The 24,544-nt window shown below is 61.2% G+C and carries 25 protein-coding genes and 1 pseudogene; 21 read left to right on the top strand and 5 right to left on the bottom strand.

The annotated features are described in order from the left end of the window. The first annotated feature begins 28 nt into the window (after nucleotides 1–28). A complete protein-coding gene (locus Q1W70_RS17655; protein ID WP_166591625.1) occupies nucleotides 29–400 on the top strand; it encodes a glutathione S-transferase N-terminal domain-containing protein in 372 nt (123 codons plus the stop codon). Between the two features lie 78 nt (nucleotides 401–478). Here the strand turns inward: Q1W70_RS17655 and Q1W70_RS17650 are convergent, their stop codons facing one another. Then, nucleotides 479–1,645 carry an aminotransferase-like domain-containing protein gene (locus tag Q1W70_RS17650; protein ID WP_185818765.1) on the bottom strand — a complete coding sequence of 389 codons (1,167 nt, stop codon included), beginning with the start codon at nucleotides 1,643–1,645 and terminating at the stop codon, nucleotides 479–481. An 82-nt stretch (nucleotides 1,646–1,727) separates the two neighbouring features. Here Q1W70_RS17650 and Q1W70_RS17645 point away from each other — a divergent pair, with 82 nt between their 5' ends. The 3 genes from Q1W70_RS17645 to Q1W70_RS17635 all read left to right on the top strand — a co-directional run bounded on the left by Q1W70_RS17645 (nucleotide 1,728) and on the right by Q1W70_RS17635 (nucleotide 4,434). Continuing rightward, complete coding sequence (locus Q1W70_RS17645; protein WP_166591627.1) at nucleotides 1,728–2,174, top strand: MarR family winged helix-turn-helix transcriptional regulator; 447 nt, start codon at nucleotides 1,728–1,730, stop codon at nucleotides 2,172–2,174. Nucleotides 2,175–2,393: 219 nt separating this feature from the next. Beyond that, entirely contained in the window at nucleotides 2,394–3,743 is a 1,350-nt protein-coding gene (locus tag Q1W70_RS17640) for an NCS2 family permease (RefSeq protein ID WP_166591628.1), read from the top strand. A 64-nt stretch (nucleotides 3,744–3,807) separates the two neighbouring features. Then, entirely contained in the window at nucleotides 3,808–4,434 is a 627-nt protein-coding gene (locus tag Q1W70_RS17635) for a LysE family translocator (RefSeq protein WP_166591629.1), read from the top strand. Between the two features lie 186 nt (nucleotides 4,435–4,620). On the opposite strand, the gene uraH is transcribed toward Q1W70_RS17635, so the two are convergent. Further along, complete coding sequence (uraH, locus tag Q1W70_RS17630) at nucleotides 4,621–4,974, bottom strand: hydroxyisourate hydrolase (RefSeq protein WP_095078352.1); 354 nt, start codon at nucleotides 4,972–4,974, stop codon at nucleotides 4,621–4,623. A gap of 435 nt (nucleotides 4,975–5,409) precedes the next feature. Between uraH and puuE the strand changes: the two genes are divergently transcribed. The 9 genes from puuE to Q1W70_RS17585 all read left to right on the top strand — a co-directional run bounded on the left by puuE (nucleotide 5,410) and on the right by Q1W70_RS17585 (nucleotide 13,456). Next, a complete protein-coding gene (gene puuE, locus Q1W70_RS17625; RefSeq protein ID WP_095167940.1) occupies nucleotides 5,410–6,336 on the top strand; it encodes an allantoinase PuuE in 927 nt (308 codons plus the stop codon). Continuing rightward, entirely contained in the window at nucleotides 6,333–6,848 is a 516-nt protein-coding gene (uraD, locus tag Q1W70_RS17620) for a 2-oxo-4-hydroxy-4-carboxy-5-ureidoimidazoline decarboxylase (protein ID WP_166591630.1), read from the top strand. Before puuE ends, uraD begins: the two co-directional genes overlap by 4 nt. A gap of 91 nt (nucleotides 6,849–6,939) precedes the next feature. After that, complete coding sequence (gene alc, locus Q1W70_RS17615) at nucleotides 6,940–7,935, top strand: allantoicase (protein ID WP_166591631.1); 996 nt, start codon at nucleotides 6,940–6,942, stop codon at nucleotides 7,933–7,935. 119 nt (nucleotides 7,936–8,054) lie between these two features. Next, nucleotides 8,055–8,558: an ureidoglycolate lyase gene (locus Q1W70_RS17610; protein WP_166591660.1), complete on the top strand. Its 504-nt coding sequence runs from the start codon at nucleotides 8,055–8,057 to the stop codon at nucleotides 8,556–8,558. 50 nt (nucleotides 8,559–8,608) lie between these two features. Continuing rightward, on the top strand, nucleotides 8,609–9,910 hold the full coding sequence (locus tag Q1W70_RS17605; protein ID WP_166591632.1) for a urate hydroxylase PuuD: 1,302 nt from the start codon (nucleotides 8,609–8,611) through the stop codon (nucleotides 9,908–9,910). Nucleotides 9,911–10,050: 140 nt separating this feature from the next. Further along, entirely contained in the window at nucleotides 10,051–11,409 is a 1,359-nt protein-coding gene (locus Q1W70_RS17600) for a nucleobase:cation symporter-2 family protein (RefSeq protein WP_166591633.1), read from the top strand. 98 nt (nucleotides 11,410–11,507) lie between these two features. Continuing rightward, complete coding sequence (locus tag Q1W70_RS17595) at nucleotides 11,508–12,293, top strand: outer membrane protein OmpK (protein ID WP_166591634.1); 786 nt, start codon at nucleotides 11,508–11,510, stop codon at nucleotides 12,291–12,293. A gap of 1 nt (nucleotide 12,294) precedes the next feature. Next, nucleotides 12,295–12,690: a hypothetical protein gene (locus tag Q1W70_RS17590; protein WP_166591635.1), complete on the top strand. Its 396-nt coding sequence runs from the start codon at nucleotides 12,295–12,297 to the stop codon at nucleotides 12,688–12,690. Then, a complete protein-coding gene (locus tag Q1W70_RS17585) occupies nucleotides 12,671–13,456 on the top strand; it encodes an outer membrane protein OmpK (protein ID WP_166591636.1) in 786 nt (261 codons plus the stop codon). Before Q1W70_RS17590 ends, Q1W70_RS17585 begins: the two co-directional genes overlap by 20 nt. A gap of 70 nt (nucleotides 13,457–13,526) precedes the next feature. On the opposite strand, the pseudogene Q1W70_RS17580 reads toward Q1W70_RS17585, so the two are convergent. Together Q1W70_RS17580 and Q1W70_RS17575 are read right to left on the bottom strand one after the other, a co-directional pair. After that, nucleotides 13,527–14,697 (bottom strand): annotated as a pseudogene (locus Q1W70_RS17580) (patatin-like phospholipase family protein). 46 nt (nucleotides 14,698–14,743) lie between these two features. Next, complete coding sequence (locus Q1W70_RS17575; RefSeq protein ID WP_166591638.1) at nucleotides 14,744–15,676, bottom strand: lipid A biosynthesis lauroyl acyltransferase; 933 nt, start codon at nucleotides 15,674–15,676, stop codon at nucleotides 14,744–14,746. Between the two features lie 121 nt (nucleotides 15,677–15,797). Between Q1W70_RS17575 and minC the strand changes: the two genes are divergently transcribed. From minC to Q1W70_RS17535, 8 genes are all read left to right on the top strand, one after another. Then, the gene (gene minC, locus Q1W70_RS17570; RefSeq protein WP_302097668.1) at nucleotides 15,798–16,535 is read left to right on the top strand and encodes a septum site-determining protein MinC; all 738 of its coding nucleotides are present in this window, start codon (nucleotides 15,798–15,800) and stop codon (nucleotides 16,533–16,535) included. Nucleotides 16,536–16,734: 199 nt separating this feature from the next. Next, nucleotides 16,735–17,547: a septum site-determining protein MinD gene (gene minD / locus Q1W70_RS17565; protein ID WP_166591640.1), complete on the top strand. Its 813-nt coding sequence runs from the start codon at nucleotides 16,735–16,737 to the stop codon at nucleotides 17,545–17,547. Beyond that, nucleotides 17,547–17,801 (top strand): cell division topological specificity factor MinE, encoded by a 255-nt coding sequence (gene minE / locus Q1W70_RS17560; RefSeq protein WP_095167919.1) that lies wholly within the window; start codon nucleotides 17,547–17,549, stop codon nucleotides 17,799–17,801. The genes minD and minE overlap by 1 nt, the downstream gene beginning before the upstream one ends. Nucleotides 17,802–17,892: 91 nt before the next feature. Continuing rightward, nucleotides 17,893–18,528, top strand: coding sequence for an RluA family pseudouridine synthase (locus Q1W70_RS17555; protein ID WP_027620023.1), 636 nt, complete (start codon nucleotides 17,893–17,895; stop codon nucleotides 18,526–18,528). 54 nt (nucleotides 18,529–18,582) lie between these two features. Further along, nucleotides 18,583–19,686, top strand: coding sequence for a hypothetical protein (locus tag Q1W70_RS17550; RefSeq protein WP_302097665.1), 1,104 nt, complete (start codon nucleotides 18,583–18,585; stop codon nucleotides 19,684–19,686). Between the two features lie 96 nt (nucleotides 19,687–19,782). Further along, nucleotides 19,783–21,072 (top strand): M18 family aminopeptidase, encoded by a 1,290-nt coding sequence (locus Q1W70_RS17545; protein ID WP_166591642.1) that lies wholly within the window; start codon nucleotides 19,783–19,785, stop codon nucleotides 21,070–21,072. A 116-nt stretch (nucleotides 21,073–21,188) separates the two neighbouring features. Further along, nucleotides 21,189–21,365 (top strand): hypothetical protein, encoded by a 177-nt coding sequence (locus Q1W70_RS17540; protein WP_166591643.1) that lies wholly within the window; start codon nucleotides 21,189–21,191, stop codon nucleotides 21,363–21,365. Between the two features lie 78 nt (nucleotides 21,366–21,443). Continuing rightward, a complete protein-coding gene (locus Q1W70_RS17535; RefSeq protein WP_182341820.1) occupies nucleotides 21,444–23,600 on the top strand; it encodes a mechanosensitive ion channel family protein in 2,157 nt (718 codons plus the stop codon). A 73-nt stretch (nucleotides 23,601–23,673) separates the two neighbouring features. On the opposite strand, the gene Q1W70_RS17530 is transcribed toward Q1W70_RS17535, so the two are convergent. Then, nucleotides 23,674–24,387 (bottom strand): UTRA domain-containing protein, encoded by a 714-nt coding sequence (locus Q1W70_RS17530; RefSeq protein WP_166591645.1) that lies wholly within the window; start codon nucleotides 24,385–24,387, stop codon nucleotides 23,674–23,676. Nucleotides 24,388–24,544 lie beyond the last annotated feature (157 nt).

Below are 24,544 nucleotides of genomic sequence, written 5' to 3'. Positions count from 1 at the left end.
TTCCCATTTGCCCCGTGAGGCTTACATCGTGTTCGTCAAAGCGCTTCGTGTCGGCCTCGGCCAGTTGATCATCTTCATCGACTTCATCACCCGTCCTGGTAAAAAGCAGCGCCCTGCCCCTGCCCAGGCCCAGGTTGAAGCCGCCGCCAAGGGCCTGACCCTGTACCAGTTCCACGCTTGCCCGTTCTGCGTGAAAACCCGCCGCACCCTGCGCCGCCTGAACGTGCCAGTCGCCCTGCGCGATGCCAAGAACAACGAGCAGGACCGCCAGACCCTGCTGGAGCAAGGCGGCAAGATCAAGGTGCCGTGCCTGCGCATCGAAGAGAACGGCCAGACCACCTGGATGTACGAGTCCAAGGTGATCATCGATTACCTGGACCAGCGTTTCGCCGCCGCCTGATCGTTGGGCGCTGGAAACACAAACCCCAGACAACAATAAACCGGCCGATTGGCCGGTTTATTGTTGTCTAGCCTCCCCTCATGCCGCCTGCCGCGCCTGTCCCTCACGCACCACCGCCGCCAACCGCTTGAGCCCTTCATCCAGGCGCGCTGGGTCAATGTGGCTGAAATTCAGCCGCAGGTGACCCAGGTTGCGATCCGGGTCGGGAAAGAACGGCTCACCCGGCATGAACGCCACATCATTGGCCAATGCCGCCTTGAGCAGGGTCCGGGTGTCGAGCGGCTGCTTGAGGGTCAGCCAGAAAAACAGACCGCCCTGGGGCAGCTCCCAGTCCGCCAGCTCGCTGAAATGCCTGTGCAGCGCCGCCTGGAATCCATCGCGCCGGCCCCGGTAGAAGTCCCGCAGCTCGCTCAGGTGATCACGCAGGCGCTCGGTGCCGATCCACTGCAAGGCCTGCCACTGGCCGACACGGTTGGTGTGCAGGTCCGCCGACTGCTTGAGCCGCAGCAAGTGCGGGAACAGGTCCGGACTGGCAATCAGGTAGCCGACACGCAGGCCCGGCAGCAAGGTCTTGGACACGGTGCCGGTGTAGATCCAGCTCGCCCGCTGCAAGCGGCTGACAATCGGCGTGGCGCTGGCGCCATCGAATGTCAGCTCGCGGTACGGCTCGTCCTCGATCAGGGTCACGCCGAACTCGTCGAGCAACGCCGCCACACCATCACGCTTGGCCTCGCTGTAGCGCACCGCCGAGGGGTTCTGGAAGGTTGGGATCAGGTAGATGAACGCCGGACGGTGTTGCTCCAGGCGCGCCCGCAGCTCCACCAGGTCGGGGCCGTCGGCCTCCAGCGGCACGCTCAGGCAATCAGCACCAAACAGCTGGAAAATTTGTAGCGCGGCCAGGTAGGTCGGCGCTTCGAGCAGGATTTCGGTACCCTGATCGATGTACAGCTTGGCCGCCAGGTCGAGGGTCTGTTGCGAACCACTGACCACCAGGACCTGGCTCGCCTCACAGGGCACACCGAGGGCTCGCGCCTCTGCCGCCAAGGCTTCACGCAGCGCCGGCTCGCCTTCGCTCATGCCGTATTGGCCCATGGACACCGGCATATCGGCCCACTCCACCTTCGGCAGCATGGCTTCGGCCGGCAGGCCGCCGGCAAACGACATCACTTCCGGGCGCTGGGCCGCGGCGAGGATTTCACGGATCAAGGAACTCTTGAGGCGCGCAACACGTTCGGAAAAAGCCATGGGGGTCACCGGTAGCAAAGGCCAAGGGAATTAAGTCAAACTGGTTGACCGAAATTACGCCAGCCCGGACAGATACGTCAATATGCTTGACCTTAAATCCCAAAGCACCCAGCAAGCCGCCATGGAAGCGTTTTTTTTCGGCTACCAGGCCTTCACCGCCAAAGCCGACGAAATGCTCGAACGCCGCGGCCTCAGCCGGGTACACCAGCGCATCGTGTTTTTCATCGCCCGCTATCCGAGCTTGAGCGTCAAGCAATTGCTTGCGCTGCTGGGCGTGAGCAAGCAGGCACTGAACATGCCCCTGCGCCAATTGCTGGAAATGCACCTGGTGGACAGCGTCGCGGCTGAGGACGACAAACGTAAGCGCTTGCTGCAACTGACCAGCGAAGGTGTGCGCTTCGAAGCCGCGCTGCGCCGTGAACAGGTGAAACTGCTCGAGCGCGTGTTTGCCGAGGCGGGTGAAGCCGCAGTGGATGGCTGGCTGGCGGTCAACAAGGCCCTGGGGCAAACCCAAGCGCTCGCAGACTGAGCCCTCAGCCTGGATCCATTGGCGATATATCCCTATCGCCAGATTTTTCGTCGACAAAACAGAAAACATTATTTGCTTTATTTGTATACAAAAGCATAATTCGCTTCGTGCGAGTTCCTGACCAAGCGGTCAACAAATTCGCAAGTGCCTCAAAGAGCCGCTACCCACCTCTGTGTCCGGCTCTGGAAATAACAATAAAACTCTTGAGGAGTACTCGCTGTGGAAAGCCGCAAATCCGAAGCATCGCCGCTGGATCTCTCGCCGCCCCTACGCACCGGCTGGCTGGAACGCCTGTTTAAACTCAGCGTGCATGGCACCACGGTGAAGACCGAGTTGATCGCCGGCCTGACCACCTTCATCACCATGGCCTACATCATCTTCGTCAACCCGAACATCATGGCCGATGCCGGCATCGATCACGGTGCGGCCTTTGTCGCCACCTGCATCGCTGCAGCACTGGGCTGCCTGCTGATGGGGCTGTATGCCAACTGGCCTGTGGGCCTGGCGCCGGGCATGGGCTTGAACGCGTTCTTTACCTACACCGTGGTCGGGACCATGGGCTACAACTGGGAAACCGCACTGGGCGCGGTGTTCGTCTCCGGTGTGTTGTTCATGATCCTGACCTTCTCGCGAATCCGCGAATGGCTGCTCAATAGCATTCCCGTGAGCCTGCGCTATGCCATGGGTGCCGGTGTCGGCCTGTTCCTCGGGCTGATCGGCCTGAAGACCGCCGGCATCGTGGTCGACAGCCCGGCCACCCTGATCAAGCTCGGTTCCCTGCGCGAGCCGGGCCCGCTGCTGGCCGCCATCTGCTTCCTGATGATCGCCATCCTGAGCTATCACCGGGTCTTCGGCGCCATCCTCATCAGTATCATCACCGTGACCCTGGCCGGTTGGGGCCTGGGCCTGGTGCACTACGAGGGCATCATGTCCGCCCCGCCGAGCCTGGCGCCGACCTGGATGGCCATGAACGTCGCTGGCGTGTTCAATGTCAGCATGATCAGCGTGGTGCTGGCGTTCCTCTTCGTACACATGTTCGACACCGCCGGGACCCTGATGGGTGTCGCGCAGCGGGCCAACCTGGTGGGTCAGGACGGCAAGATCGAAAACCTCTCCCGCGCCATGAAGGCCGACAGTGCCTCCAGCGTGTTTGGCGCGGTGGTCGGCGTCCCTCCAGTCACCAGCTATGTGGAAAGTGCCGCGGGTGTGGCAGCAGGTGGTCGCACCGGTCTTACCGCCGTGACCGTCGGCGTGCTGTTTATTGCCGCGATGTTTTTCGCTCCGCTGGCGGGCATGATTCCTGCCTATGCCACCGCCGGTGCATTGATCTATGTGGCGATGCTGATGATGGGCGGCATGGCTCACATCGAGTGGGACGAAGCCACCGACAGTATTCCAGCGATCGTCACCGCGATCATGATGCCCCTGACCTTTTCGGTCGCCGACGGCATCGCGCTGGGCTTTATCACGTACGTGGCCCTGAAGGCCGGTACTGGCAAGTACAAGGAAATTTCCGTCAGCCTGTGGGTACTTTGCGCGATCTTCATCGCCAAGTTCATTTTCTTGTAAGCGTTTCAAGCGTGACCCAGCCTCACCCCGTCGGGTGGGGCTTTTGCACATATGGAGGAAAGTGATGAGTCTGGAAACCTGGCTGCTGTTCAGCGGCGCCGCCCTGGTCGTGATCCTGATCCCGGGCCCCTTGTCGTTACTGATGATCAGCAACAGCCTGAACTATGGTTTGCGCCGCTCTTACCCGGCGTTTCTCGGCGGGGTGTTCGCCTCGATCTGCCTGCTGAGCGCCTCGGCCCTGGGCCTTGGCGCGTTGCTGCTGGCCTCGGAGCAGCTGTTCAGCGCGCTGAAGATCGTCGGTGCCCTGTACCTGTTCTACCTTGCCTGGCAGAGCTGGCAGCAGTCCCGGCAACCGGCCCACGCCACTGAAGTGCCCCAGGCGACAGCCGTGCCGCGCTTTCGTGCACTGTTCGGGCGCGCCTTTGTACTGGGAGCGAGCAATCCCAAGGACATCCTGTTCTTTGCCGCCTTCCTGCCCCAGTTCCTCAGCGCACAGCAGCCGTTCTTGCCGCAGTTGCTGATCATGATCGTCACCTGGACCCTGCTTGACCTGTGCTGCAAGCTGGCCTACGGCCTGGGCGCCCACGGGGCCGCGCGCTACCTGCGCAGCGGCAAGGGGCAAAGCTGGTTCAACCGGATCAGCGCCGGCTTGTTCAGTGGCGCCGGCGCGGCCTCCCTGTTGAGCCGCTAACAGCAAAGAGCATCGCTAGCAGGCTAGCTCCCACATTGGGTTTTCGGCATTCATAAATCCAGTGTGGGAGCTAGCCTGCTAGCGATGGCGTCAGCACAGGCACCACATTTTTCCAGGGCGAAAAAAAGCCCGCAGTGTGAGCGGGCGAAAGACCAAAGAAGCTTTTTGCGCAGATTCTTGGGGGATCTAGCTTCCTCTGTAGGTCGAATAGCTGTATGGCGAAATCAGCAGCGGCACATGGTAGTGATCCTGCTCGGCCGAGATACCGAAGCGCAGTACCACCACATCCAGGAACGCCGGCTCCGGCAGCTGGACACCGCGGGCGCGGTAGTAGTCGCCGGCATGAAACTGCAGCTGATAGACCCCGGAACGGTAGTCATCGCCTTGCAACAAGGGCGCATCACAACGGCCATCGCTGTTGGTCAGTGCGCTGGCGACCAATTCCAGCTGCGAACCCTCAACGCGGTACAACTCGACCTTGATCGAGCTGCCCGGGCAACCGTGTGCTGCATCCAAAACGTGTGTAGTCAAACGTCCCATTGATTCTGCGCGCCTGCCCCCGTGTACGGCAGTCAGGCCTCGCGCCTCCCGAAGTCAGTTGAAAGGAGACCGCACCCTTTCGGAGCACGAAAAGTTGCGGCGAGCAGCTGATTAAGACACTTTCAATAAAAATTGTACACAATAATAATCACTTTTTCTCCCAAGCTTCCTGACCTACCCGCCTCGCCCCGTTTATCCGCAGAACCACAGCCAATAACGACCTCCTGTCCATAAGCTGACCATTCAGGCAGATTTCTTGCAGTCGCACTGGAAGATGACAGCGGATGAAAAATGGAAAAAATCAGGCTTACAAAGCGCACATAAAGTTGTATACAATCACTCCATCGCTGTGACGCCAGCCTGCCACCTCACCACCAGGCCGCCACACCACCCCTTATCGCGAATAAGCAAACTCGAATAAGAAGGAAGACTGCAGTGAGCGCTGACTACCCACGCGACCTGATCGGTTACGGCAGTAACCCTCCCCACCCACACTGGCCGGGCAATGCCCGCATCGCCTTGTCCTTCGTGCTCAACTACGAAGAAGGCGGCGAGCGCAACATTCTGCACGGCGACAAAGAATCGGAAGCCTTCCTCTCGGAAATGGTCTCGGCGCAACCGCTGCAGGGCGAGCGCAACATGAGCATGGAGTCCTTGTACGAGTATGGCAGCCGTGTCGGCGTCTGGCGGATTCTCAAACTGTTCAAGGAATTCGACATTCCGCTGACCGTCTTCGCCGTAGCCATGGCCGCCCAGCGCCATCCGGACGTGATCCGCGCGATGGTCGAGGCCGGTCACGAGATCTGCAGCCACGGCTACCGCTGGATCGACTACCAGTACATGGACGAAGCGCAAGAGCGCGAGCACATGCTCGAAGCGATCCGCATCCTCACCGAAATCACTGGCGAACGCCCGCTAGGCTGGTACACCGGCCGCACCGGCCCGAACACCCGACGCCTGGTGATGGAAGAAGGCGGTTTCCTCTACGACTGCGACACCTACGACGATGACCTGCCCTACTGGGAACCGAACAACCCTACCGGCAAGCCGCACCTGGTGATCCCCTACACCCTGGACACCAACGACATGCGCTTCACCCAGGTCCAGGGTTTCAACAAGGGCGACGACTTCTTCGAATACCTCAAGGATGCGTTTGACGTGCTCTACGCCGAAGGTGCCGAAGCGCCGAAGATGCTGTCGATCGGCCTGCACTGCCGCCTGATCGGCCGCCCGGCGCGCCTGGCGTCGCTCAAGCGCTTTATCGAATACGCTAAAAGTCATGAACAGGTGTGGTTCAGCCGCCGCGTCGACATCGCTCGCCACTGGCAACAAACCCACCCGTACCAAGGGGCGTCGAAATGACCACCTTCCAAACGCTGAAACCCTCGACCCTGAGCCGTGACGCCTTCGTCAACGCTTTCGCCGATATCTACGAACATTCGCCATGGGTGGCCGAAAAGGCCTTCGACCTGGGCCAGGACCCAACGATCGATGAGATCGAGACCCTGCACCAGCGCATGAGCGACATCCTGTTGAGCGCCGATCACGCAAGCCAGCTTGCGCTGATCAACGCTCACCCGGACCTGGCCGGCAAAGCTGCCGTCCAGGGCCAACTGACCGAAGCCAGCACCCATGAACAAGCCGGCGCCGGTATTCACCAATGCACGGCCGAAGAGTTTTCTCGCTTCACCGAGCTGAACGACGCCTACAAAGCCAAGTTCAAGTTTCCCTTCATCATGGCGGTAAAAGGCAGCAACCGGCATCAGATCCTCGCAGCGTTCGAAACGCGCATCCACAACCCGGTCGACACCGAGTTCAAGTGCGCGTTAGCGCAGATCAACAAGATCGCCCTGTTCCGCTTACTGACCCTATAGCGATCCCGGCCCAGGCTGAATCATGAACGCCGAGACAGCCCCGGGGCCTGGCAAGCATCCCAAGCCAACTAATTAAAGGCAGACAAGAAGAATGAAAGCTTACGCCGTACCTTTCGAGAAGTTCGTCAACCTGGCCGACGCCCGCCTGGGCACCAAAATCATCTCAGTCACCGATGACTGGTTTGCCGACGCCAACCGTCTGTTCCAGCCGACCCCGGCCGTATGGAAGGAGGGCGTTTTCGATGACAACGGCAAGTGGATGGACGGCTGGGAGTCGCGCCGCAAGCGCTTCGAAGGCTACGACAGCGCTGTGATCCGCCTGGGTGTACCGGGTTCGATCAAAGGTGTGGACATCGACACTTCATTCTTCACCGGCAACTTCCCACCTTCGGCCTCCCTGGAAGCCTGCTTCCTGACCGAAGGTGAGCCGGACGAAAACACCCAGTGGACCGAAGTCCTGTCGGCTGTCGAGCTGCAGGGCAACAGCCACCACTTCCACGAAATCAACAACGACCAGTCGTTCAGCCACCTGCGTTTCAACATCTACCCTGATGGCGGCGTAGCCCGTCTGCGCGTATACGGCATTCCGTTCCGCGACTGGTCGGCCGTTGGCGACAACGAGCAGGTTGACCTGGCCGCAGCCCTCAACGGTGGCCGCGCCCTGGCCTGCTCCGATGAACACTTCGGCCGCATGAGCAACATCCTCAACCCGGGCCGCGGGATCAACATGGGGGATGGCTGGGAAACTGCCCGTCGTCGCACACCTGGCAATGACTGGGTGATCGTCGCCCTGGGCCACCCGGGCGAGATCGAGAAAATCGTCGTCGACACCCTGCACTTCAAAGGCAACTACCCGGACACCTGCTCGATCCAGGGCGCGTTCGTCAAGGGCGGTACCGACAGCCAGATCGAGACCCAGTCGTTGTTCTGGCGCGAACTGTTGCCGGCACAGAAACTGGAAATGCACGCCGAACACACCTTCGCCGAGCAGATCAAGGCCCTGGGCCCGATCACCCACATCCGCCTGAACGTATTCCCGGACGGCGGTGTGAGCCGCCTGCGTGTTCTCGGCAAGGTCGCTAAATAAGGGTGGACCCAATCGCCAGCAGGCTGGCTCCCACAAGGGAATGCATTCCAAATGTGGGAGCTGGCTTGCCAGCGAAGGCAATAGAACCAACAACACAGAATCCGGATAAGAAGAACAGCATGCGCACATTGACGATTGAACCGCTGACCAAAGAAGCCTTCGCCCCTTTCGGTGACGTGATCGAAACCGACGGCAGCGATCACTTCATGATCAACAACGGTTCGACCATGCGCTTTCACAAACTGGCGACGGTGGAAACCGCCACGCCAGAGGACAAGGCGATCATCAGCATCTTTCGCGCCGACGCGCAGGACATGCCGCTGACCGTTTGCATGCTGGAGCGCCATCCGCTGGGCAGCCAGGCTTTCATTCCGCTGCTCGGCAACCCCTTTCTGATCGTGGTCGCGCCCATTGGCGATGAACCTGTATCAGGCTTGGTCCGCGCCTTCGTCACCAACGGCAGGCAGGGCATTAATTACCATCGCGGCGTCTGGCACCACCCGGTGCTGACGATCGAAAAGCGGGATGACTTCCTGGTGGTTGATCGCAGTGGCACAGGCAATAACTGCGATGAGCATTTTTTCAAAGAGGATCAACGCTTGATCCTTGCCCCCCACCAATAAGAGAAGGTCTGATCACTCGACAACAGAGTGACAGGCGAGAGGTAAAGACTGTGGAAGCACATCTGTTCGAATGGCTGAACCTGAGCGTGCGCTGGGTTCACATGATCACTGGCGTAGCCTGGATCGGCGCGTCGTTCTATTTTGTCTGGCTGGAAAACAACCTCAATCGGGTCAACCCGAAGAGCGGTCTGGCGGGCGATCTCTGGGCGATTCACGGTGGCGGGATCTACCACCTGGAGAAATACAAACTGGCTCCACCGACCATGCCGGACAACCTGCACTGGTTCAAGTGGGAAGCCTACTTCACCTGGCTGTCAGGGATCGCGCTACTGTGCGTGGTGTTCTACTCCAACCCGACCCTCTACCTGCTGGCACCTGGCAGCAGCCTGAGCGGTCCTGAAGGGGTCCTGCTGGGTATCGGCTCGCTGTTCGCCGGCTGGTTCATTTACTCCTTCCTGTGCGACTCGGCCCTGGGAAAACGCCCTGCCCTGCTGGGTTTCATCCTGTTCGTGCTGATCATCGGCGCGGCCTACGGCTTCAGCAAAGTGTTCAGCGGCCGGGGTGCGTACCTGCACGTGGGCGCCATCATCGGCACCATCATGGTCGGTAACGTGTTTCGCATCATCATGCCGGCACAACGGGCACTGGTGGCGGCGATCGCCGAGAACCGCACGCCGGATCCGGCCTTGCCGGCCAAGGGCCTGCTGCGTTCGCGACACAACAACTACTTCACCTTGCCGGTGCTGTTCATCATGATCAGCAACCACTTCCCGAGCACCTATGGCAGCCAGTACAACTGGTTGATCCTGGCCGGGATCGCGGTGCTGGCGGTGTTGGTGCGTCACTACTTCAACACCCGCCACGATAGCCACAAGTTCGCCTGGACCCTGCCCGTTGCGGCCGTGGGCATGATCAGCCTGGCGTACGTGACCGGTCCTGCGCCGATGACCAGCCCGGACGTGGCCAAGGCTCCCGCGCAGATCGAGTACCAGCCGCTGCCGGAAACCGCCGTCGGTGGTGGTGCGAAACCGGCTCAAGCCACGCCAGCCGCTGCTCCGACAGCAGCCCCGGCCCAGGCATCCAATGCCGGTCCTGGCTTTGACAAGGTACACAGCGTGATCCAGGAACGGTGCGCGGTCTGTCACTCGGCCAAGCCCTCCAGCCCGCTGTTCAGTGCCGCGCCGGCCGGCGTGATGCTCGACACCCCCGAGCAGATCCGCCAGAACGCCCCGCGCATTCAAGCCCAGGCGGTCACCACGCAGATCATGCCACTGGGCAACATCACCCAGATGACCCAGCAGGAACGTGATTTGATCGGCGCCTGGATCGTGCAGGGAGCCCAGACCAATTAAGTAGCGCAAAGCATCGCTGGCAAGCCGGCTCCCACAAGGATCACCTAAATCCTGTGGGAGCTGGCTTGCCAGCGATTGGCCGCGCCGCGGTCCTCCCTGCTGCACAAAATCACAAGAATAAAAAAGATCCGAGGTGTTGCATGTCCGTGTCATCCGAAGCGCGCATCCCCGACGCACCCGCTATTGCGCGCCTGCCGTTATTGCAACTGATCCTGGTAGGTCTGCAACACGTTCTGCTGATGTACGGCGGCGCCATCGCGGTGCCGTTGATCATCGGACAGGCCGCTGGCCTGAGTCGTGATGAAATCGCCTTTCTGATCAATGCCGACCTGCTGGTCGCCGGGATCGCCACCATCGTCCAGTCGCTGGGCATCGGCCCCATGGGCATTCGCATGCCGGTGATGATGGGCGCCAGCTTCGCGGCGGTCGGCAGTATGGTGGCCATGGCCGGCATGCCCGGCATCGGCCTGCAAGGCATCTTTGGTGCAACCATTGCCGCAGGGTTCTTCGGCATGCTGATCGCACCGTTCATGTCCAAGGTGGTGCGCTTCTTCCCGCCGTTGGTGACCGGTACCGTCATCACCTCGATCGGTTTGTCGCTGTTCCCCGTTGCGGTGAACTGGGCAGGCGGCGGCAGTTCCGCCGCACAATTCGGTTCCCCCATCTACCTGAGCATCGCCGCCCTGGTGCTGGGCACCATCCTGTTGGTGCACCGCTTCATGCGCGGGTTCTGGGTCAACATTTCGGTGCTGATCGGCATGGCCCTGGGCTACATCCTCTGCGGCCTGCTGGGCATGGTCGACCTCAGCGGCATGACCCAGGCACCCTGGCTGCAGATCGTCACGCCCCTGCACTTCGGCATGCCGAAGTTTGAATTGGCGCCGATCCTGTCGATGTGCCTGGTGGTGGTGATCATCTTCGTCGAGTCCACCGGGATGTTCCTGGCGCTGGGCAAGATCACCGGCCAGGAAGTCTGCCCGCGCATGCTGCGCCGCGGTTTGCTGTGTGATGCCGGCGCCTCGTTTTTCGCCGGTTTCCTCAACACCTTCACCCACTCCTCGTTCGCCCAGAACATCGGCCTGGTGCAGATGACCGGCGTGCGCTGCCGCTCGGTCACCATCGTTGCCGGCGGCTTGCTGATCCTCCTGAGCCTGCTGCCCAAGGCCGCGTTCCTGGTGGCCTCGATTCCGCCGGCAGTGCTGGGCGGGGCAGCCATCGCCATGTTCGGCATGGTCGCCGCCACCGGGATCAAGATTCTCCAGGAAGCCGACATCGCCGACCGCCGCAATCAATTGCTGGTCGCGGTGAGTATCGGCATGGGCCTGATCCCGGTGGTTCGTCCGGAGTTCTTCGCCCACCTGCCGCTGTGGATGAGCCCGATCACCCACAGCGGCATTGCCATGGCCACCCTCAGCGCGCTGACGCTGAACCTGTTGTTCAACATCCTGGGTGGCAGCGAACGGGCTGCCATCAATGATTGCGCCGCTCACCCGCACTGATGCCAACGCAACATCCCCTCTAGGCGCTGGCCTTCCAGCGTCTTCAGGGTTGGCGGCTGCCTGCAAGACAAAAAATAAAAACAAAAAGGGAGCAACAGATGATTCGTACACAAACATGCCTGCTGTTGGGGTCAAGCCTCTTGGCTGCGAGCCAGGCCATGGCCGGCGATCTGCTGCTGTGGCAAACCAACAGCCTGAGCTACCTGTACGGCAAGAATTTTGCGATCAACCCATCGATCCAGCAGACCGTGACCTTCGAGCACGCCGACCGCTGGAAGTACGGCGACACCTTTCTGTTCGTCGACAAGATTTTCTACAACGGCAAGGAAGACCCCAACAAAGGCCCCCACAGTTTTTACGGCGAGTTCAGCCCACGCCTGTCGGCCGGCAAGATCTTCGACCAGAAACTGCAACTGGGTCCGATCAAGGACGTGTTGCTGGCCATGACCTATGAGTACGGCGAAGGCGAAAGCGAAGCCTACCTGATCGGCCCCGGCTTCGACCTGGCGGTACCCGGGTTCAACTACGTGACCCTGAATTTCTACCGCCGCCAGACCGAAGGGCCGCGCCCCGGTGATGGGGTCTGGCAGATCACCCCAACCTGGTCCTACACCATTCCCGCGGGCCGCTCCGACGTGCTGATCGACGGCTACCTCGACTGGGTCGTGGACAACGACCAGAACTCGCGCGGCACCTATCACGCCAACCTGCACCTCAACCCGCAGATCAAGTACGACCTGGGCAAGGCCCTCAATGGCCCGGCCAAACAGATCTACGTCGGGGCCGAATACAGTTACTGGAAAAACAAATACGGCATCCAGGACAACGCCAACCTGGACACCAACCAGAACACCGCCAGCCTGCTGATCAAGGTGCACTTCTAAAATGGCCCGCAACAGTGCCCCAGGTTTGCGACCGGTGCGCTGTTGCGGGGCGCTTGAGCCGTGGCGCGGGAGCCAGTATTCTCCGCGGCCGTCTGAATCCGGTATAAAAAAAAGCCCGGATTTAATTCCTGACCAGAAAGCCAACTTATCCCGGCCCTGGACGGTCACGAGGCTAGTCAAACAAAAGCCCAATGGACGCTTGATCGACTGTTTTCGAACAGCCGAACAGGCGTTTTTTGCCTTTTTAAATGCCTTGGCCCAGCTCTTGCTAAGAGCTGTAAAGCTGACCGATTGGATGGTTTTTGCAGCACTGAAAAAAGGCGCCACACCAGAGCGCCGTCAAAAAAACGTGGAACACCTACTTTGGGAGCAACCGAATGAAACGTACGTGCACTAGCCTGATGCTCGCCGGATCCTTGCTGGCAGGGGGCCAGGCCATGGCCGGCGATCTGCTGCTGTGGCAGAACAACAGCCTGACTTACCTCTACGGCAAAGACTTTCAAGTCAACCCGCGCATCCAGCAGACCGTGACCTTCGAGCACGCCGACGCTTGGAAGTACGGCGACAACTTCTTCTTCATCGACAAGATCTTCTACAACGGCAAAGAAGATGCCTTCGCCGGCGAGAACACCCACTACGGTGAGTTCCAGCCGCGCCTGTCGCTGGGCAAGATCTTCGACCAGAAGTTCGAGTTTGGCCCGATCAAGGACGTGCTGCTGGCCATGACCTACGAGTTTGGCGAAAACGACACCGAGTCCTACCTGATCGGTCCGGGTTTCGACCTGGCCATTCCAGGCTTCGACTACTTCCAGCTGAACTTCTACAACCGCCACACCGAAGGCGACCGCCCGGGTGACGATGTCTGGCAGATCACCCCAGTGTGGTCCTACACCATCCCTGTGGGCCGCTCCGACGTGCTGATCGACGGTTACATGGACTGGGTCGTCGACAACGACGTCAACAGCAAAGGCGAATACCACGCCAACCTGCACTTCAACCCACAGGTCAAATACGACCTGGGCAAGGCCCTGAACCTGGGCGAGAAGCAGTTGTACGTCGGTGTGGAGTACGACTACTGGAAAGACAAGTACGGCATCGCCGACAGCCAGGGCTTCAAAACCGATCAGAGCGTGACCAGCTTCCTGGTCAAGGTGCACTTCTGATCCTGATCTGACAGCAAGGCGCCCCTTTACCCGCCTTCGCGCATCGAAGGCGGGTAAAGGGGCATGCCTGTCAGGCCAGAGCCAGCGGCTCCTGCACCCCAAGAAACCGACACAGCTCCTCGCGCTTGGCCAAGGCATCGCTGCGACCAAGCTCGATCAGTCTCGCTGCAATATCCCGCCTCGAACAGCAAGTAACTCAACACCCCTGCCCCACTGGTCTTGGTTGCCCCCGGGCCACGCAGGAACAAGCGCAGTGCAGCCGGCAATTCATGGCGATGCCGCGCAGCGATCTCATCGATCGGTTGGCTCGGGGCAATCACCAACACCTCTACCGGTGCCACGCCCAGGGCGCGGGTTGGCGTACCGTCGGGCAGCAAGCGACTGAACTGGTTCAGGCGTTGCAGCAACTCAATGTCGCTTTCCAGGCTGTCAATAAAGGTGCTGTTGAGCATGTGCCCGCCGATCTGCGCCAAGGACGGCTGCTGGCCGGTGTAGGTGCGCTGGAGGTTGTCGGGGTCGACGCCACGCGGGTTGCCGCTGACACCCACCACCAGCACCCGGCTCGCCCCCAGGTGCAACGCCGGGCTGATCGGGGCCGACTGGCGTACCGCGCCGTCGCCGAAGTACTCATTGCCGATCTTCACTGGCGCAAACAACAGGGGAATGGCCGAACTGGCCAGCAAGTGCTCGACACTCAACTGGGTTGGCACGCCGATGCGCCGGTGCCGCAACCAGGGGTCGATGCTGCGACCGCCCTGATAAAAGGTGACCGCCTGTCCGGATTCATAGCCAAAGGCAGTCACCGCCACGGCGTGCAACTGTTTTTGCGCAATGGCCTGATTGATGCCCGACAGGTCCAGCCTGGCGTGCAACAACTCACTCAAGGGTGAGCTGTTGAGCAGCGCCACCGGCACCTTGGCGCCAATCCCCAGCAGACTGTGGCTGACAAAACGACTGGCCTGGCGGATCACGCCCGGCCAGTCGCTGCGCAGCACCTGATGGCTGCGAAAGCCCTGCCAGAATGCGGTCAGGTGTTCGATGGCGGACCTGAAGTCCATGGCCCCGGCGGCCAGGCTGACCGCATTGACGGCTCCAGCCGAGGTGCCGACGATCACCGGGAAAGGATTGGCCGCGCCGGCCGGCAACAGTTGCGCGATGGCCGCCAGCACGCCCACCTGGTAAGCCGCCCGAGCCCCGCCGCCGGAAAGAATCAAGCCTGTCACCGGTTCAGCCGAACTCATCGCCACACTCCCTGGTGCTGGTTATTGACGGTAGGCCGTCGCGGGCTCAACCACGCTTGTCGTAGAGTTTCGGCTCGCCTGGCGGCCGGCTCTTGAAGCGCCGGTGCGCCCACAGGTACTGCTCGGGGCAGGCACTGACGGCGCTTTCGATCCACTGGTTGATGCGGATGCAGTCGGCTTCGTCGCTGGCCCCCGGGAAATCGCTGAACGGCGGGTGGATCACCAGACGGTAACCGCTGCCATCGGCCAGGCGCTCCTGGGTAAACGGCACCACCAGCGCCTTGCCCAGCTTGGCGAACTTGCTGGTGGCCGGCACCGTGGCCGCGAGAATGCCAAACAACGGCACAAAGATACTTTGCTTGGCGCCGTAGTCCTGGTCCGGTGCGTACCAGATCGCCCGGCCCGCGCGCAGCAGCTTGAACATGCCGCGCACGTCCTCGCGCTCGATGGCCAGGGAATCCAGGTTATGCCGCTCACGGCCACGACGCTGGATGAAATCGAACAGCGGGTTCTTGTGCTCGCGGTACATGCCATCAATGGTGTGTTGCTGGCCCAGCAGCGCCGCGCCGACTTCCAGGGTGGTGAAGTGCAAGGCCATCAGGATCACGCCCTGGCCATCGCGCTGGGCCTGCTTGAGGTGCTCCAGGCCTTCGACATGGGACAGGCGCGCCAGGCGCTCGCGCGGCCACCACCAACTCATGGCCATTTCAAAGAAGGCAATGCCGGTGGAGGCGAAGTTTTCCTTGAGCAGACGTTTGCGTTCGTCGGGAGTTTTATCGGGAAAACACAGTTCAAGGTTACGTTTGGCAATGCGCCGGCGGTCGCTGGCGACCCGATACATGCCGGCACCCAGCACGCGACCAATGCGCAACAGCCACGAATACGGCAACTGGACAACCAGCCACAGCAGCCCTAGACCGCACCATAGCGGCCAAAAACGTGGCGAAAGAAATGCAGCTCGAAATTGCGGGCGATCCATTAACGATTCCGGACGGACAACAAGGTCGCGCATTCTACATCGGTTCGACCCTGCTTGCGGGCTGCGGGCGTTCTCGTTATAAGTCTCGGCACTTTTAGTGACAAGCCGTTGTATGCCAACCATGAGCCAAACCGAACTGCTAGACCAAGATCCCGTGTTCCAGTTGAAGGGCAGCATGCTCGCCATTACGGTGCTGGAGCTGGCCCGCAATGACCTGGAAACCCTCGACCGGCAGCTGGCTGCAAAGGTAGCTCTGGCACCCAACTTTTTCAGCAATGCCCCGCTGGTGCTGGCCCTGGACAAATTGCCGGCCAGCGAAGGCTCGGTGGACCTGCCGGCCCTGATGCGCATGTGCCGCCACCACGGGCTGCGCACCCTGGCCATCCGCGCCAGCCGTATCGAAGACATTGCCGCGGCCATTGCCGTCGACCTGCCGGTGTTGCCACCCTCGGGTGCCCGCGAGCGCGCCCTTGAGCCGCTGGAAGGTGAAGTGCGCAAAAAGCCGGAAAAACCACCGGAGCCGAGCATCAAGCCGACGCGCATCATCACTTCGCCAGTACGCGGCGGCCAGCAGATCTACGCCCAGGGCAGCGACCTGGTGGTGGTGTCCTCGGTCAGCCCGGGGGCGGAACTTCTGGCCGATGGCAACATCCATGTATACGGGCCAATGCGCGGTCGTGCGCTGGCCGGCGTCAAAGGCGACACCAAGGCACGGATTTTCTGTCAGCAAATGAGCGCTGAACTGCTGTCCATCGCCGGTCATTACAAGGTTTCCGAAGATCTTCGTCGCGACCCGCTCTGGGGGGCCGGCGTACAAGTCAGCCTGTCGGGCGACGTGTTGAACATCATTCGGCTTTAACGGATACTGCCGCATTTTCCAAGCATCTCTAAAACGTAGTGAAAACGGCTCAAACGAAGTAGGAAATTGGCATAGAGCGGTGTTTACCGGAGGTAAACCCTGCCCCAGGCCTGATTCCAGCCAAGGCTGTCCGACTGCAGTAGTTTTCAAGAGATGTTTTTCGGGGCTAAAAGTCCTTTTTCCTTAGGGGTGAAACACCTTGGCCAAGATTCTCGTGGTTACATCCGGCAAGGGTGGTGTGGGTAAGACCACCACCAGCGCCGCTATCGGTACCGGCCTCGCTCTGCGTGGTCACAAAACAGTCATCGTCGACTTCGACGTCGGCCTGCGTAACCTCGACCTGATCATGGGTTGCGAGCGTCGCGTGGTGTATGACTTCGTCAATGTGGTCAATGGCGAAGCCAACCTGCAGCAGGCCCTGATCAAGGACAAGCGCCTTGAGAACCTCTACGTCCTGGCCGCCAGTCAGACCCGCGACAAAGACGCGCTGACCGTCGAAGGCGTGGAAAAAGTGCTGATGGCACTCAAGGAAGATTTCGAATTCGTGGTCTGCGATTCCCCGGCAGGCATCGAGAAAGGCGCCCACCTGGCCATGTACTTCGCTGATGAAGCGATTGTCGTGACCAACCCGGAAGTGTCCTCGGTACGTGACTCGGACCGCATGCTGGGCCTGTTGGCCAGCAAATCGCGACGCGCCGAAAAAGGCGAAGACCCGATCAAGGAACACCTGCTGTTGACCCGCTACAACCCTGAGCGCGTCAGCAACGGCGAAATGCTTGGCGTCGAAGACGTCAAGGAGATTCTGGCAGTGACCCTGCTCGGCGTGATTCCAGAATCGCAAGCCGTACTCAAGGCTTCCAACCAAGGCGTGCCAGTGATTCTCGACGACCAGAGCGACGCCGGTAAGGCGTACAGCGATGCCGTCGATCGTCTGTTGGGCAAAACCGTGGAACACCGGTTCCTTGATGTTGAGAAGAAGGGATTCTTCGAGCGCCTTTTTGGAGGTAGATAATGAATCTTTTTGACTTCTTTCGCGCCAGCAAAAAAACCAGCACCGCGTCGGTAGCGAAAGAGCGTCTGCAGATCATCGTGGCGCATGAACGCGGCCAGCGCAGTACTCCTGACTACCTGCCAGCCTTGCAAAAGGAACTGGTCGAGGTGATCCGCAAGTACGTCAATATCGGGTCCGACGACGTGCATGTCGCACTGGAAAACCAGGGCAGCTGCTCGATTCTGGAACTCAATATCACCCTGCCAGATCGCTGAGTCGATCCGGCTGGAGCCACGGCGGCTCAGGTCCCCCAGGTTAGCTGGAGGGGCCTGAGCCGCCGTTGGCGTTTGTTACGAGGCTGTTTTAATGCCGTTGTCCAATATCCACATCCTCCACCAGGACGCCGCCGTCCTGGTGGTGAACAAGCCGACCCTGCTGCTCTCGGTGCCTGGCCGCGCCGATGACAATAAGGACTGCCTGATTACCCGCCTGCAGGAAAACGGCTACCCGGAAGCCCGAATCGTCCATCGCCTGGACTGGGAAACCTCGGGGATCATCCTGCTGGCCCGGGACCCGGACACCCATCGTGAACTGTCTCGGCAGTTTCACGACCGTGAAACCGAAAAAGCCTACACCGCACTCTGCTGGGGCCAACCGGAACTGGACAGTGGCAGTATCGATCTGCCGCTGCGCTACGACCCACCGACCAAACCACGGCACGTGGTCGACCACGAGTTCGGCAAACATGCGCTGACCTTCTGGCGCGTGCTGGAGCGCTGTGGCGACTGGTGCCGGGTTGAGTTGACGCCGATTACCGGTCGCTCGCACCAATTGCGCGTGCACATGCTCTCCATCGGCCATCCGCTGCTGGGCGACGGGCTGTATGCCCATCCCCAAGCCCTGGCGGCGTATCCTCGGCTGTGCCTGCACGCCAGCATGCTGAGCTTTACCCACCCGCAAAGCGGTGAACGCCTGCGCTTCGAGTGCCCGGCACCCTTTTGAGCGCCTTGAAGCCCTTTCAAGCAACCCGTCGAAACCTGAAGGACGCCCGGACCGATGACGCCTGACTCCCCACAACCGTCGACGCCCCTCGAGAAAGCGCCGCAGCAATTGCTCTATCTGGTCTACGGCGACAAGGACGTGTACCGGCGCGAAGCCAAGTTCAGCATCCTCACGGCGCTGGCCCAGCTAAAAAAGTCCGAGCCGCTGTGCATCCGGGTCCTGACCGATCGCCCGCAGGACTACGCCGGCTGGCCCGTCGAAACCATCGCCCTGAGCGATGAGATCATGACCGCCTGGCAGGGCACCAACGGCTATCACCACCGGCGCAAGGCCTGCGCCATTGCCTACGGCCTGACCCTGGCGCACAAGACCCTGTTCGTCGACACCGACACCCTGTTCCTCGAAAACCCCCAGCGGGTGTTCGAGCACATTGGCCCCGGCCAGTACGTGATGGACCGCTTCGAGTACGACTGGCGCACCGTCTGTGAACGTGCGGACTACCTCAAGCTGGGCATTTGCCTGCAAGCCCACGGAGTCACGCCTGACAACGGTTTCAAGCTGTACAACAGCGGCCTGTGTGGCGTCACCGACGGCGATAGTCCCTTGCTTGAACGCAGCATTGAGCTGATCGACGAGTGGACCCGCGATGCGTTCGACATCCACACCATCGAACAGATCGCCCTGTCCTTCGCCATGCGCGACAAACCAGTGCATGAAGCGAACCGCTACATCTACCACTACTTCGCCGAGAAGGGCTTTTTCCATGCCATGCAAAAGCACTTCTTCAGCCTCCATGGCGAACGCTTCCGCGCCGAACTGCCCGCGCTGTGCACCGAGGTGCCGCGCTGCAAGCCGATCCCTTCGCCGTGGCAGCGCCTGCGCATCAAGTGGAAGCTGCGCAACAAGCGTGGCGCGGTGAAAAAGGTCGGGCGCGCATTGCTCTATGGCAGCGCCGCCCCCGAGCACCCGTACTACGAAGTGTGTCGCCACGAGTGGTGGGAATCGGCGTCGCGGGAAATTCTGCGCTGGGACGAAGGTGCGCAGAAAAAGTTCTTCGGCCCCGACCGGGGACGCTGGCCCAAACACCTGCCCAAGCCGGCAAAATCGGCAGACGAACAAACCATCATTGCCTACCTGCGCAAGCGTTTGGCACATTGATCCCGTGTCGCGAGTCGATTGCCGTGCGCCACACGCACATGCCCAATGCGTCGGGCCAATACGTTAAACTCGCGGCACTGCTGTCTGGAGCTACTTATGCGCGAAGAGTTGAACCAAGGCCTGATCGACTTCCTCAAGGCCTCCCCTACCCCCTTTCATGCCACTGCCAGCCTGGTCCAGCGCCTGGAAGCGGCGGGCTATCAGCGCCTTGACGAGCGCGAGCCCTGGACGACCGAAGCCAACGGTCGTTACTACGTAACCCGTAACGACTCCTCGATCGTGGCCATCAAGCTGGGGCGCAACTCGCCACTGTACGACGGTATTCGCATGGTCGGTGCCCATACCGACAGCCCGTGCCTGCGGGTCAAGCCGCAACCTGAATTGCAACGCCAGGGGTTCTGGCAACTGGGCGTCGAAGTCTATGGCGGCGCGTTGCTCGCCCCCTGGTTCGACCGCGACCTGTCGCTGGCCGGACGCGTGACCTTCCGCCGCGACGGCAAGGTCGAAAGCCAACTGATCGACTTCAAGGCACCGATCGCCACCATTCCCAACCTGGCCATTCACCTCAACCGTGAGGCCAACCAGGGCTGGGCGATCAACCCGCAGACCGAACTGCCACCGATCCTCGCGCAATTTGCCGGTGACGAGCGCGTCGACTTCCGCGCCGTGCTCACCAACCAATTGGCCCTGGAGCACGGCCTGAACGCCGACGTGGTGCTGGACTACGAGCTGAGCTTCTACGACACCCAGAGCGCCGCGGTGATTGGCCTGCATGGCGACTTCATTGCCGGTGCGCGCCTGGATAACCTGCTGTCGTGCTACGCCGGTCTGCAAGCGCTGCTGAACGCCGAGACCGACGAGACCTGCGTGTTTGTCGCCAACGACCACGAAGAAGTCGGTTCCTGCTCGGCCTGCGGTGCCGATGGCCCGATGCTGGAGCAGACCCTGCGCCGCCTGCTGCCTGAAGGTGAAGAGTTCGTACGCACCATCCAGAAATCCCTGCTGGTCTCGGCCGACAATGCCCACGGCGTTCATCCCAACTACGCCGACAAGCACGACGCCAACCATGGCCCGAAACTCAATGCCGGCCCGGTGATCAAGGTCAACAGCAACCAGCGCTATGCCACCAACAGTGAAACCGCCGGTTTCTTCCGCCACCTGTGCATGGCCGAGGAAGTGCCCGTGCAGAGCTTCGTGGTGCGCAGCGACATGGGTTGCGGCTCCACCATCGGCCCGATCACCGCCAGCCACCTGGGTGTACGCACCGTGGACATCGGCCTGCCGACGTTCGCCATGCACTCGATCCGCGAACTGTGTGGCAGCCACGACCTGGTGCACCTGGTCAAAGTGCTCAGCGCGTTCTACGCCTCCCGCGAATTGCCATGACCGGTCGCGGCGAGGCTGCTGCCCTCGCCGCGGATTGCCCTGGCGTTGACATTCATCACGCCAGTTGACGCAAAAGCCACCTAAACTTAAATCTGTTCCTTTCTAAGGCTGTCGCCATGATCTCGATGTCTTTGTTCAACTCCATGCTCATTCCGATTCTGTCGGGGATGATCCTGCTGGCCATCGGCTTCAACTTTCGCGACAAGAACGCCGGCGTGTTCTCGATGTGGATCGGCATGGTGGTGATTCTCGCCACCGTGGTCATCAAGATCCTCGCCAAGCTCAACGAATAAAAGCACCCACCGCGCTCGCATTGGGTTTGCCCCCCTCGTACACTCGGTCAACCTGCACCTGTTGAGGTTGACCGCCTAGTGTTTGCTCGCCTGTTCGCCCTGCCGTCCACGTTGTTCATTTGCTTGCTGCTGTTGCTGCCCATGGCGTCGGCCCAGGCGGTCGGTTTGCCGAGCCTGCTGGGCAGCTCCAGCAAGACCCAGCCGGAAGCGACCGAGCCCTTGGGGCAGTCGCTGGACGAAGTAATCAAGTCACTGGAAAACGACCAGCAACGGACCAAGCTGCTGGCCGACCTGAAAAAACTGCGCGACGCCACGAAAAAAGCCCAGCCCCCCGTGGAAGAAGGCGTGCTGGGCTTGATTGGCGGCACCCTGTCGACCCTGGAAAAACAGTTCAGTGGCGCCGACAGCCCGATCACCCGCTGGAGCGACGAATTTGACCTGGCCAAGGAAGAATTCAGCAGCCTGATGCTGCCGGCCAGCGAGTGGCTGCCAATTATCTTTGGCTTTGCCGTGGTGCTGATGCTCTGGAGCCTGCTCGCCGCAGCCCTGATCTGGCTCAGCCACCGCTTGCGCATGCGCTTCGGCCTGACCGAAGAACTGCCACAACACCCCCGGACCTGGGACCTGGTGCGTTTCGCCCTGCGCAAACTCGGGCCCTGGTTGATCGCCCTGGTGATCACCGTCTACATGAGCTACGCCCTGCCGCCGTCCCTGGGCAAGTACCTGGCGATGGTGCTGGCCTACGCCTTGGTGGTGGGGACCTGTTTCTCGGCCGTCTGCGTCATCGCCTTTTCCCTGCTCGATGGTCCGCACCGTCACCGCGCGCTGTACATCCTGCGGCACCAGGCCTTCCGCCCACTGTGGCTGATCGGCAGCTTTGCCGCGTTCGGCGAAGCCTTGAACGATCCAAGGCTGGTGGCCAGCCTGGGGATTCACCTGGCCCACGCCACCGCCACCGTGGCCAATGTCCTGGCCGCCCTGTTTACCGGCCTGTTCATCCTGCGTTTCCGCCGCCCCATCGCGCACCTGATTCGCAACCAGCCGCTATCGCGACGCCTGACCCGCCGCGCCCTCAGCGACACGATCGAGATCCTCGGCACCTTTTGGTACCTGCCCGCCCTGGTGCTGGTGGGGATCTCGCTGTTTGCCACCTTCGTCTCGGCTGGCGACACCAGCACCGCCCTGCGCCAGGCGCTGATCTGCACCGTGCTGCTGGTGGTGTGCATGGTCATCAACGGCCTGGTCCGCCGGCATTCCCTCAAACCGCAACGCGGGGCCAAGCGCCACGCGCTGTACTCCGAACGCCTCAAGAGTTTCTGCTACACCCTGGTGCACTTGGCGATCTGGCTGGCATTCATCGAACTGGGCCTGCGGGTCTGGGGCATGTCGCTGATCCGCTTCACCGAAGGCGAAGGCCATGACGTCAGCGTCAAATTGTTCAGCCTGGCCGGCACCCTGATTTTCGCCTGGTTGATCTGGATCCTCAGCGACACCGCCGTGCACCACGCCCTCACTCGCTCGCGCAAAGGCCTGGCCAATGCCCGCGCGCAGACCATGATGCCGCTGATTCGCAACGTGCTGTTCGTGGCGATTTTCATCATCGCGCTGATTGTCGCCCTGGCCAACATGGGCATGAACGTCACCCCACTGCTGGCCGGTGCCGGTGTCATCGGCCTGGCCATCGGTTTTGGTGCGCAGTCGCTGGTGGCCGACCTGATCACCGGGCTGTTCATCATCATCGAGGACTCCCTGGCCATCGACGACTACGTCGACGTCGGCGGCCACCTGGGCACCGTCGAGGGCCTGACCATCCGCACCGTGCGCCTGCGGGACATCGACGGCATCGTCCACACCATCCCGTTCAGCGAAATCAAAAGCATCAAGAACTACTCGCGGGAGTTCGGCTACGCCATCTTCCGCGTGGCGGTGCCGTACAACATGGAGATCGACGAGGCGATCAAGCTGATGCGCGACGTCGGCCAGAAAATCCGTAACGATCCGCTGCAACGCCGCAACATCTGGTCGCCGCTGGAGATCCAGGGGGTCGAGAGCTTCGAGTCCGGCAGTGCGATCCTGCGCGCCCGGTTCAAGACCGCGCCGATCAAGCAGTGGGAAGTGTCACGGGCGTTCAACCTGTTGCTCAAGCGCCATATGGATGAGGCCGGCCTGGACCTGGCGACGCCACGCATGAGCGTCCAGGTGATTACCCCAGGAGGGGGCACCGAGAAGGATTGATCACCCGCCTGGCCCCTATCGCGAGCAAGCTTGCTCGCGATAGGGGCCGGAACATTCAACAGAGTGGTGGCCGTTAAACCACATCCACCCCGACATGAATCGCATCATGCCGCCAGAACTCCAGGTCACAATCGATCAGCCGCTGATGCTGATCGTAGTTGACCCGGGCGATGCGCAACCCCGGGCTGCCCAGCGACACCCGCAAGGCCGCCGCCGCGTTCATCGGCAGTGAGGTCGGCACGATCTCGAAGCGCACCCGCCCATAGTGCAAATCGTAATGCCGGGCATACAACTCGGTAATCGACTGATTCAGGTCCAGCTCGAGAATCCCCGGGAAATACTGCGGGTTCAGGTAGTGCTCCACATACAACACCAGCCGCCCGTCAATGCGCCGCGCCCGGCAGATCTGGATCACGCTCGACAGCGCCGGCAGCTGCAACCACGCACACACGGCCGCCGACGCCGGTTGCAGGCGCGCCGAGATCACCTCGGTCGACGGCTCCCGCCCCTGGGCACTGACCATGGCGTGAAAGTGGCTACGCTGCATCAGGTTGTACGCCAGCCGGGGCGGCGAGACGAACCAGCCACGGCGTTCCTCCCGATAAATCTGGCCTTGGGCCTCGAGTTGCAACAGCGCTTCACGCACGGTAATGCGCGTGGTGCCGAACAGCTCACTGAGCTTGCGCTCGGCCGGCAGCTTGCTGGCAGGCGCCAACAGACCGTGGTCGATCTGCTCTTGCAGGACTTGGCCAATGGCTGTCACCGCACGGGTTGCCTCTTCACGCATCAAGGTTACCTTTCTGGACTAGACCAGCACTGTTTCGGGGCCGGAGTGCGCCAAAAAGCGCCTCCTCTAAGCTAGTGCAAGCCTAGGCACAACATGTGACTGATCGATGACAAAGCCGCCCAACGGCAGCAGCCAAGCACTGCAATTCTACGGCCAA

The organism is Pseudomonas kielensis (genome assembly GCF_030505375.1).
GTDB lineage: Bacteria > Pseudomonadota > Gammaproteobacteria > Pseudomonadales > Pseudomonadaceae > Aquipseudomonas > Aquipseudomonas kielensis.
Note: the sequence above shows the minus strand (reverse complement) of the source record. Positions and strands in the feature narration are given on the sequence as shown.

Bases quoted from the DNA above. Each gene is read 5' to 3' on its own strand.
- Q1W70_RS17650 (WP_185818765.1), bottom strand. From the start codon at position 1,645: ATGGCTTTTTCCGAACGTGTTGCGCGCCTCAAGAGTTCCTTGATCCGT.
- Q1W70_RS17645 (WP_166591627.1), top strand. From the start codon at position 1,728: ATGCTTGACCTTAAATCCCAAAGCACCCAGCAAGCCGCCATGGAAGCG.
- Q1W70_RS17635 (WP_166591629.1), top strand. From the start codon at position 3,808: ATGAGTCTGGAAACCTGGCTGCTGTTCAGCGGCGCCGCCCTGGTCGTG.
- uraH (WP_095078352.1), bottom strand. From the start codon at position 4,974: ATGGGACGTTTGACTACACACGTTTTGGATGCAGCACACGGTTGCCCG.
- uraD (WP_166591630.1), top strand. From the start codon at position 6,333: ATGACCACCTTCCAAACGCTGAAACCCTCGACCCTGAGCCGTGACGCC.
- alc (WP_166591631.1), top strand. From the start codon at position 6,940: ATGAAAGCTTACGCCGTACCTTTCGAGAAGTTCGTCAACCTGGCCGAC.
- Q1W70_RS17610 (WP_166591660.1), top strand. From the start codon at position 8,055: ATGCGCACATTGACGATTGAACCGCTGACCAAAGAAGCCTTCGCCCCT.
- Q1W70_RS17600 (WP_166591633.1), top strand. From the start codon at position 10,051: ATGTCCGTGTCATCCGAAGCGCGCATCCCCGACGCACCCGCTATTGCG.
- Q1W70_RS17595 (WP_166591634.1), top strand. From the start codon at position 11,508: ATGATTCGTACACAAACATGCCTGCTGTTGGGGTCAAGCCTCTTGGCT.
- Q1W70_RS17590 (WP_166591635.1), top strand. From the start codon at position 12,295: ATGGCCCGCAACAGTGCCCCAGGTTTGCGACCGGTGCGCTGTTGCGGG.
- Q1W70_RS17585 (WP_166591636.1), top strand. From the start codon at position 12,671: ATGAAACGTACGTGCACTAGCCTGATGCTCGCCGGATCCTTGCTGGCA.
- Q1W70_RS17575 (WP_166591638.1), bottom strand. From the start codon at position 15,676: ATGGATCGCCCGCAATTTCGAGCTGCATTTCTTTCGCCACGTTTTTGG.
- minC (WP_302097668.1), top strand. From the start codon at position 15,798: ATGAGCCAAACCGAACTGCTAGACCAAGATCCCGTGTTCCAGTTGAAG.
- minE (WP_095167919.1), top strand. From the start codon at position 17,547: ATGAATCTTTTTGACTTCTTTCGCGCCAGCAAAAAAACCAGCACCGCG.
- Q1W70_RS17555 (WP_027620023.1), top strand. From the start codon at position 17,893: ATGCCGTTGTCCAATATCCACATCCTCCACCAGGACGCCGCCGTCCTG.
- Q1W70_RS17550 (WP_302097665.1), top strand. From the start codon at position 18,583: ATGACGCCTGACTCCCCACAACCGTCGACGCCCCTCGAGAAAGCGCCG.
- Q1W70_RS17545 (WP_166591642.1), top strand. From the start codon at position 19,783: ATGCGCGAAGAGTTGAACCAAGGCCTGATCGACTTCCTCAAGGCCTCC.
- Q1W70_RS17540 (WP_166591643.1), top strand. From the start codon at position 21,189: ATGATCTCGATGTCTTTGTTCAACTCCATGCTCATTCCGATTCTGTCG.
- Q1W70_RS17530 (WP_166591645.1), bottom strand. From the start codon at position 24,387: ATGCGTGAAGAGGCAACCCGTGCGGTGACAGCCATTGGCCAAGTCCTG.